Annotated in this window: 11 protein-coding genes; 6 read left to right on the plus strand and 5 right to left on the minus strand. The window is 46.1% G+C overall.

Features of this window, described 5'->3' with window-relative positions:
- The first annotated feature begins 66 nt into the window (after positions 1 to 66).
- The 3 genes from VN105_RS05245 (at position 67) to VN105_RS05255 (ending at position 1,860) form a co-directional block, all read left to right on the plus strand.
- On the plus strand, positions 67 to 633 hold the full coding sequence (locus VN105_RS05245; protein WP_325638631.1) for an isochorismatase family cysteine hydrolase: 567 nt from the start codon (positions 67 to 69) through the stop codon (positions 631 to 633).
- Between the two features lie 123 nt (positions 634 to 756).
- Positions 757 to 1,062 carry an HP0495 family protein gene (locus VN105_RS05250; RefSeq protein WP_325638633.1) on the plus strand — a complete coding sequence of 102 codons (306 nt, stop codon included), beginning with the start codon at positions 757 to 759 and terminating at the stop codon, positions 1,060 to 1,062.
- A gap of 126 nt (positions 1,063 to 1,188) precedes the next feature.
- The gene (locus tag VN105_RS05255; RefSeq protein ID WP_325638635.1) at positions 1,189 to 1,860 is read left to right on the plus strand and encodes a YceI family protein; all 672 of its coding nucleotides are present in this window, start codon (positions 1,189 to 1,191) and stop codon (positions 1,858 to 1,860) included.
- A gap of 91 nt (positions 1,861 to 1,951) precedes the next feature.
- Here VN105_RS05255 and VN105_RS05260 read toward each other — a convergent pair whose 3' ends face one another.
- The gene (locus VN105_RS05260) at positions 1,952 to 2,413 is read right to left on the minus strand and encodes a hypothetical protein (RefSeq protein WP_325638637.1); all 462 of its coding nucleotides are present in this window, start codon (positions 2,411 to 2,413) and stop codon (positions 1,952 to 1,954) included.
- 211 nt (positions 2,414 to 2,624) lie between these two features.
- On the opposite strand from VN105_RS05260, the gene VN105_RS05265 reads away from it, so the two are divergent.
- From VN105_RS05265 to VN105_RS05275, 3 genes are read left to right on the plus strand one after another with little or no spacing between them, the layout of a single operon-like run.
- A complete protein-coding gene (locus tag VN105_RS05265) occupies positions 2,625 to 3,704 on the plus strand; it encodes a sensor histidine kinase (RefSeq protein WP_325638639.1) in 1,080 nt (359 codons plus the stop codon).
- A 10-nt stretch (positions 3,705 to 3,714) separates the two neighbouring features.
- Positions 3,715 to 4,428: a LytTR family DNA-binding domain-containing protein gene (locus VN105_RS05270; RefSeq protein ID WP_325638641.1), complete on the plus strand. Its 714-nt coding sequence runs from the start codon at positions 3,715 to 3,717 to the stop codon at positions 4,426 to 4,428.
- Positions 4,429 to 4,471: 43 nt separating this feature from the next.
- Positions 4,472 to 4,981, plus strand: a complete 510-nt coding sequence (locus VN105_RS05275; RefSeq protein ID WP_325638643.1) for a cupin domain-containing protein — start codon at positions 4,472 to 4,474, stop codon at positions 4,979 to 4,981.
- Here the strand turns inward: VN105_RS05275 and VN105_RS05280 are convergent.
- The 4 genes from VN105_RS05280 to VN105_RS05295 all read right to left on the minus strand — a co-directional run.
- Positions 4,978 to 5,835: a class I SAM-dependent methyltransferase gene (locus VN105_RS05280; RefSeq protein ID WP_325638645.1), complete on the minus strand. Its 858-nt coding sequence runs from the start codon at positions 5,833 to 5,835 to the stop codon at positions 4,978 to 4,980. The two genes, VN105_RS05275 and VN105_RS05280, sit on opposite strands and share 4 nt — an antisense overlap.
- A gap of 37 nt (positions 5,836 to 5,872) precedes the next feature.
- Positions 5,873 to 6,256: a VOC family protein gene (locus VN105_RS05285; RefSeq protein ID WP_325638646.1), complete on the minus strand. Its 384-nt coding sequence runs from the start codon at positions 6,254 to 6,256 to the stop codon at positions 5,873 to 5,875.
- Positions 6,257 to 6,337: 81 nt separating this feature from the next.
- On the minus strand, positions 6,338 to 7,138 hold the full coding sequence (locus tag VN105_RS05290; RefSeq protein WP_325638647.1) for a helix-turn-helix transcriptional regulator: 801 nt from the start codon (positions 7,136 to 7,138) through the stop codon (positions 6,338 to 6,340).
- A gap of 36 nt (positions 7,139 to 7,174) precedes the next feature.
- Positions 7,175 to 7,551, minus strand: a 377-nt coding sequence (locus VN105_RS05295; RefSeq protein WP_325638649.1) for a YdeI/OmpD-associated family protein, incomplete at its 5' end; no start/stop codon positions are given.

Consider the following 7,551-nt stretch of genomic DNA (forward strand, 5'->3'; position numbering starts at 1 on the left):
TTATGAAACAGGAAAAATCAGGCCGCCGGAATTGATTAACGGGTAAAAAATAATAAATATAAAAAGATGAAAGAGCAACTCACAAACACAGCGCTCCTGGTGATGGATATGCAGGAGCAAATGCTGAAAGGATTGCCGGAGGCAGGTCCTTTAATAGAAAAAACAGCCAAAGCGATCAGTGATGCACGGAACAACGGAATGCCGGTGATTTATGTGGTGGTAGGCTTTCGTAAAGGTGCACCGGAAATCAGCTTTCGTAATAAAACCTTTAGTGCGAGGGCGGCCACCCTGAAGCAGGTGGATATGCAGCAGTGGATGAAAATAGAGCCCCTCCTGGCCCCCGCGGAAAATGAGGCGGTGGTGGTGAAACGCCGGTACAGTGCGTTCACAGGCAGCGATCTGGAGGTATTGCTGCGGGGTATGAACATTCATCACCTGGTTTTGGCGGGTGTGATCACCAGCAGTGTGGTCCTCTCCACCCTCCGTGAAGCGGCAGACAAGGATTTTCAGCTTACTGTACTTTCAGATGCCTGCCTTGACCGTGATCCGCAGGTGCATACTTTCCTGGTGGAGAAGATTTTCCCCCAGCAGGCGGAGGTAACAACCGTGGAAGGATGGATCAACAGGAAGTAGATACATGTCCACGCGGCAAAAGAGCCGGGATAGCAACGCCTGGTTCTTTTGCCATCGGATTGGCCGAATGTTTAAAAAAAAAGGGACTATTTTGCAGGTTGATTCAGGATAAATAGTATTAATATGTCTACAGGTGAAAATGTAAGTGCCGGCTTAAACGGAGATCCATATGAAAATTTTCGTTCATTGTTACAACAATCCGTGGTATTCCCCACTGAATATACCTTTAAGTTCATTATCAAAGCAGATAAGGACAAGATAGCAGATCTGAAGTCGATGTTTGCCCATGCGAAGGCCAGTATCAGCGAAAACAGCTCCTCCGGCGGAAAATATAAATCATTTACCGTACAGGTGTTTGTTCAGGATGAGGAAGAGGTGATTGCCTACTACAAGGAAGTGTCAAAGATCGATTCGGTGATCATGCTGTAAACCCGGTTACCGGTAGAAGCGTTTATGAACGAATTGTTATAATATTGACATTTTTCGATGTATTGTATCGCGATTAAATCTTATTAAGTAATTTCGGCCAGTTACATATAAACTATATTCAAATTTATGAAGCAATCAGTACCTGCTTTTGCCCTGCTGCTCACGCTTGCAGCATGTGGTGGAGCTTCGACCGACCAGGCGAAGACCGAAGAAAAGAAAGAAGCCGCTGTAGCCACAGGCGTAGCTTATGTAATTGACACTACCACCACCGCTGTTCAATGGCGTGCTACCCACAAAGGTGGATTTGCTCCACGCTTTGGTAGTATCAAAGTAACCGATGGCAGCCTGAACGTTGAAAACGGCGCCGTTACCGGTGGTAGCTTTAACGTAAACCTGGGCAGCCTGGCAGTAGATCCGGCTTCTGTTACTGAGCCTGATAAAAAGCCGGCCGACCTGGAAGGACACCTGAAAAGTCCCGATTTCTTTGATGTGGCTAAGCATCCGCAAGCCAAATTTGTTATTACATCTGTGGCGCCTTTCGACAGCACCAAGGCGAAAAGCCTGCTGGCTGGCGCTACCAACCTGATCAGTGGTAACCTGACACTGAAAGACAGCACCCTGAACATCACTTTCCCTGCACAAATCACTGTTAGCGAAAACGACGTTACTGCAAATGCAAAATTTGTGATCGACAGATCTTCATGGGGTATCAACTACAAAACTGAAGGTAGCCCTGAAAACTGGATGATCAGCAAAGATGTTGAAATTGGCTTCAGTCTGAAAGCAGCAAAGAAATAAGTTGCTGACTGTAAGATGAACAAAAAAAGCAGCCGGGTATCATTACCCGGCTGCTTTTTCGCTTATGGTCGGACAACAAGTTTAAATCCGGTTACCGGGAATGAAGAAACGCCAGTGTTTCTTCTGCTTTGTAAAGTTCCCGGGCCGTGTAATGAAGACTGAGCTGATGCGCTGCATTCATCTTTTCCAGTTGCAGCAATTCTTTTACGGGTATTACCATACTTAAATCGGTCCCGGTGGCATTGGCAAACGACCATTTTTTCAGGGTATTGCCCTTCTCATCTTTCAGGATGATATTCCGGTTGGTGCCTGCCCCCTCTAAAGCACAGTGTTTATAAATGATATGCAGCTGATCACCTGCGCTTGCCTGGCCCAGTTGCAATACCCTTAAATTCAAAGGCTGGTTCACCGATTGTTTCAGGATAAGCTTGTTGTTAAGATAGATCTCATAACTGTCGAGCCCTACTTTGGGCGTGAAGCTGAATGCGGTGAAGCATAGCGCTACCAGCATACACATGGTAATAAATGCGCGGTTGAATGTTGTACGTTTCATAATAAGTAATTTTAAGTGAAGAATGTTTGTCGGATCCCTGGTAACAATATTAGAAGAAAAGAAAACGACGCAGAAAATTAGTAGAGCAGCAAACAAAATAATCGATGAATGAATAGGAGAGCGGTATCATCCTTTTTTATTGTTATCTTCCTCTACTATTTCTGCTGTTGGTAGATATTATTTTGCGGGGTAAGCGCTTTTATTTTCTTTTATGATGAATGATATGAAAATGGAGTTCCTGGATAAACCGCTTCAGCTGCCGTTTTCAAAACGCAGTGTTTCCTTAAGGCATGCCCTGGTGCATGGCGCTTATTGGGTGCTGATCACCGGGTTCTTTATATATGAGAAAAGGTATCTTATATATAAAGCTAATATGCCTTATTTTGTAGCCTGTGTTACTGTCAGGATTGCATTGCTTATAGTGATCGCTTACCTGAACCTTCACTACTTTTTGCCCCGGTACCTGTTGAAGAAACGTTACCTCGCTTATTTTACCGCTGTTGTTATTTCCGTGCTGGGATACCTGGCTGCGCAAAGCCTGTTCGATTATTACCTGTATGGTTATGTGGTGGGACCCATGCGTAACAGTGACCTGGTAGAATCATTATCGTACAACTTCTTCAGCACCTTATGGTATATCGGTTTGATGCTGGCCCTCAAATTGAGTATGGACTGGTATGGGCAGCAGCTTATGATCCAGAAGATCACAGTAGAAAAACTGAATGCCGAAGTTAATTTTCTCCGGGCGCAGGTAAACCCTCATTTCCTGTTCAATGCGTTGAACAACCTGTATGCGCTAACGCTTAAGCAATCGGCGCTTGCGCCGGATGTAGTGCTGAAACTGTCTGATATGATGGAGTACATGTTGTACGACAGTACGGATGCAAAGGTTTTGCTGGAGAAAGAAATCACTTACCTGAATAATTACATTGAACTGGAGCGGCTTAGGTTTAGTGCGGCATCTGCCATTGTTTTAAATATAGATGCGGAATTAAACGGCCAGGAAATTGCGCCCCTGTTATTATTGCCTTTACTGGAGAACGCCTTCAAACACGGACTTAGTAAACAAGTGGAGAACAGTTGGATGAACGTGCATATTGCACTGGATAAAATGATACTGTCGGTTATGATAGAAAACTCCAAACCAGCTGTCACAGCCCGTAAAAGTAAAGGGGGAATAGGGCTTGATAATTTACGGAAAAGACTGGAACTGCTTTATCCGTCCAGGTACCGGCTTGAATTTGAAGACAGGAAAAGCTCCTTCCTCGCCAAACTGGTAATTGAACTGTAAACCGTGTGCCATGTTGAAATTTGTTATTGTAGATGATGAACCGCTTGCGCTTGAAGTATTGGAAGGCCACCTGAAAAGAATGGATGACGTGGATTCCGTTGTGCCGTTTGGAAATGCAGGAGCTGCTTTACGTTACCTGGAAAAGCATTCCGCCGATGTATTGCTGCTGGACATTGAAATGCCGGAAATGACAGGCATTCAATTCCTGAAAGCATTGTCCAACCCTCCACTGACTGTTTTTACCACCGCCTACCGTAACTATGCTTTTGAAGGCTATGAACTGGGAGTGATAGATTTCCTGTTGAAACCTGTTTCCTTCAACCGTTTCAGCCAGGCAATTATGAAGATCAGGGAGTTCCTGGCATTGAAAGCACAGCATACAAATATTGAGGATGTTCCCGGGGAAGGTCACCCTGATTTCATTTTTGTTAAAAGCGGGGTACAGCGTATTAAACTGGAGTTTAATGAGGTTACGCATATACAGGGGCTGAAAGATTATGCGATCATTTATACGCAGGGAGGAAAAGTATTGCTGAAAGGATCTGTTAAGGCGATGCTGAACATCTTCCCGCAAAGCCGTTTTGTGCGGGTACATAAATCTTTCATTGTATCTGTTCAGAAAATAGTGCGTCTTGAAAGGAACCGTATTGTGTTGAATGGCCAGCAGATCCCTATCGGGAGAAATTTTAAGGATCACCTGGAGAAGATCCTGAACAGCAGGTAAGGTTGTGAGTTGTATTTAGTAATTTAGGAGATAACCTGCCAATATGGAACAAACAAAACAATCAGTGATCACGCTTGGTCCCGGCCAGGGACAGCACCTTTCAATGGCTGGTGGCAACTACCGGATACTCATAACGGGGAAACAAACCGGTGGCGATTTCGCCACCATCGAGATGCTGGTGCCACCCGGAGGTGGCCCCGGACCTCATGCACATCCTGATTTTCATGAATCTTTTTATGTGGCCGAAGGAGAAGTAGAGGTACAATCAGAAGAAGGAACCTATACAGCAACGCAGGGCGCCTATATTGTAATACCCAAAGGCGGAATGGTACATAGTTTCAAGAACAGGTCCGCCAAGCTGGCAAAGCTGCTTTGTACGGTGGCGCCATCGGGCCTGGAGGAGATGTTCCTGGAACTGGGCGTACCGGTGGCCCCGGGTGAATTTTTGCCACCGCCTGAAATAGATGATGCCGGTAGGAAGAAGATGCAGGAAGTGGCGGAAAAGTACGGGCAGCGGCTGTATCCGCCTGATTATTTTACGCGCCCGGATTAAACAATGCCGGCCACTAAAAATTCTTCCCCGCTTGCAGGGCTGAACCCATCTGTTCTCCCGGTAAAGTAGCGGCCCGCGATATTGCGGGAGGATACAATTTCCGCTTCTTTAAAGCCTGCTTCTTGTGCCAGCGCCAGCATTTCTTCCGGGGAAAAAAAGCTGATGAAGGGCGTGCTGGCTGCACGTGCGCCTTTTTCCGATATCTGTTGCAGCGGTTTGTCTTCTTCTTCCATAAGATCCGCCGGCAAATAAAACGTCATAGCCAGTTTTGAGCCGGGGGCAAGCGTGGCAATTTGCCGCAGGGTGTCAAGAACCGCTTCCCTTGTAAGGTACAGTGTAACGCCTGTACAGGCTACCACGGCGGGCTTGCTGGTATCAAAACCCGCATTGATCAATTGTTCCCACCAGGAAGAAACTTCAAAGTTGACTGAAACAAAATGCAGCCATTCCGGAAGGCCGAAGCCGAGATCCTTTAACCGCTGTTGCTTCCACATTTGCGTACCGGGTTGGTCAATTTCAAATACCTGCAGTTGAGATGCAATTCCCGGTTGCCGCTGGGCAAAGGTATCCAGCCCCGCCCCCAGGATCACATATTGCCGGATACCCAGTTTATATTGTTCCTGTACCATATCTTCAATAAAACGGGCGCGTGCCACCATAGAAGCGCGAAGGCGTTTTGTAAAGTCCGGGTGCATATCGGGGCGTTGCTGCCAGTCTTCATCCGGCGCCACCAGCTTCAAACCTATCTCATCTTCAATAATATGCGGCGCTGCATCCAGCTGAACATGTAAAGCTCTCCACAACGCTGTACGTACGGCGGTATTGTCCGGTGCTGCCTTTTTATCCTGTGTCATGTGTTATGGTTTAATGATCATTATGCTGTAAGAAGCCTTACTTTTTTGCATGCAAGCCAATGGTGTTGCCTTCTGTATCTTCTATCAGCGCTATAAATCCAAAGTCGCCGATATGCAGCTTAGGGCGGAGTATTTTGCCCCCGGCGGCTTCTACACGGCTTAATTCCGCATTAATTTCTTCCGAAGCAAAGTATACGAGTGTGCCTCCGTTGCCGGGCTTTACCTGTTGCATGTTCACCAGTGCGCCGCCGGCGCCCGTCCCGTTTTCATTGGCAGGAAAAGCAGCATACTGCATTTCAGGATGGCTGTCGCTGTTTACATGCAGGTCAGTAAGTTCGCATTGAAATACGGCAGTATAAAATTTTTTTGCCCTGTTAAAGTCTGACGTATAGATCTCAAACCAGTTAATCGCATTTTTCATCTTCATACAATTTTAAAATCAGTAATACGGCAAAATTAGCCGTCACTGCCCGGGCGAAATTGTAAAAAACCGACAGGCGCTTTATAAATCCCATTCAGGGAAGCCGGGCATCCTTTCAATGGCTTTGCGTTGATAAATACGGGGACTTACACCCGAAAATAATTTAAAATCGCGGATAAAGTGGGATTGGTCGAAGTAACCCAGCGAATAGGCGATGTCTGTAAGCGAGCGGAATTTGCCTTGCCGTAAAAGCGATAACGATGCCTGGAAACGGCAGATACGGGCGTACAGGATAGGGGTAATACCAATATGAGCCAGGAACAGGCGTTCCAGCGAGCGCTCCGATAAATTCAGCTGGTGTAAAACATCGGGTAGTCTTTTGCCTTGCTGCAAGGCTGCCGTGGCATATTGCAGTTGGGGATTATTATTGTTGTTGTTGTATTGCTGTGTTTGAGTGATCAGGAATTGAGAAAGACAGGTAACCTGTTGTTGTACAGAAGTGCAATGGAGCAGTTGTTCGCAGAGCGATGCTTTTGTAAGATGACTGATGCAGGTATGCTGATCGGTGAGTTCATGGGCATTTAATCCAAACACCTGTTTAAGCGCCGTTGGCTCAAAGTTGACGCCAACGGTACGAAAGTTACCACCGCCCTGCAGTTGGCCGTACTTCCTCGCCTGCCCGAATACAAATAACTGTGGCAGCCGTTCTCCTTCAAAACCTGTAAAGAGGGCAGGGTTTTCCTGGAAAATAAGTCCGGGTGAACCGTTACTCATTACTGTAAAGGACTTTTGCGATACATTGGCGGTTGGGTTTTCCAATACCCAGAAGTTGCGTACGTAATTTTTGAGTGCCGGTGGAGGTGGTATTATCTGGTAACTCATTCGCTATCTGTTACAGCAAAGGTAGCAGTAAATGCCTTAATCATCTAACCCTTTTCCATCAAGGATTTGTTGAAGATATTTTTCAACCCTCGACTCCCGTGTTTTGGATTGTTTGGGGCTGGAAAAATGAAGAAGATAGGCTCTTTGCCTTCCCGGTGTTAATGCTTCAAAAGCTTTTCTCAGGGCGGGCATCTTATCTAATTTCTTCTGAAATTCTTCAGCAACGGCAAATTGCGATGGTTTTTTAAGTTTCACTTTCAACCCGGCTTTTTCCACTTCTATGGCTTCATAGATGTAAGCCTTTAATACGGGCGCCAGCTTTGTGATCTCTTTTGCATTGGTGAACCGGATCTGCCGTGCCGATTGTACGTTTTCGGTTTGCTGTATAAGGAGGCCGTCAGCATTATGTAACA

It is taken from the genome of Chitinophaga sp. (genome assembly GCF_035564935.1).
Lineage (GTDB): Bacteria > Bacteroidota > Bacteroidia > Chitinophagales > Chitinophagaceae > Chitinophaga.

What these genes read in the sequence shown, in the direction of transcription:
- VN105_RS05245 (WP_325638631.1), top strand. Translation starts at nt 67, where the DNA reads ATGAAAGAGCAACTCACAAACACAGCGCTCCTGGTGATGGATATGCAG.
- VN105_RS05250 (WP_325638633.1), top strand. Translation starts at nt 757, where the DNA reads ATGTCTACAGGTGAAAATGTAAGTGCCGGCTTAAACGGAGATCCATAT.
- VN105_RS05255 (WP_325638635.1), top strand. Translation starts at nt 1,189, where the DNA reads ATGAAGCAATCAGTACCTGCTTTTGCCCTGCTGCTCACGCTTGCAGCA.
- VN105_RS05260 (WP_325638637.1), bottom strand. Translation starts at nt 2,413, where the DNA reads ATGAAACGTACAACATTCAACCGCGCATTTATTACCATGTGTATGCTG.
- VN105_RS05265 (WP_325638639.1), top strand. Translation starts at nt 2,625, where the DNA reads ATGATGAATGATATGAAAATGGAGTTCCTGGATAAACCGCTTCAGCTG.
- VN105_RS05270 (WP_325638641.1), top strand. Translation starts at nt 3,715, where the DNA reads ATGTTGAAATTTGTTATTGTAGATGATGAACCGCTTGCGCTTGAAGTA.
- VN105_RS05275 (WP_325638643.1), top strand. Translation starts at nt 4,472, where the DNA reads ATGGAACAAACAAAACAATCAGTGATCACGCTTGGTCCCGGCCAGGGA.
- VN105_RS05280 (WP_325638645.1), bottom strand. Translation starts at nt 5,835, where the DNA reads ATGACACAGGATAAAAAGGCAGCACCGGACAATACCGCCGTACGTACA.
- VN105_RS05285 (WP_325638646.1), bottom strand. Translation starts at nt 6,256, where the DNA reads ATGAAAAATGCGATTAACTGGTTTGAGATCTATACGTCAGACTTTAAC.
- VN105_RS05290 (WP_325638647.1), bottom strand. Translation starts at nt 7,138, where the DNA reads ATGAGTTACCAGATAATACCACCTCCACCGGCACTCAAAAATTACGTA.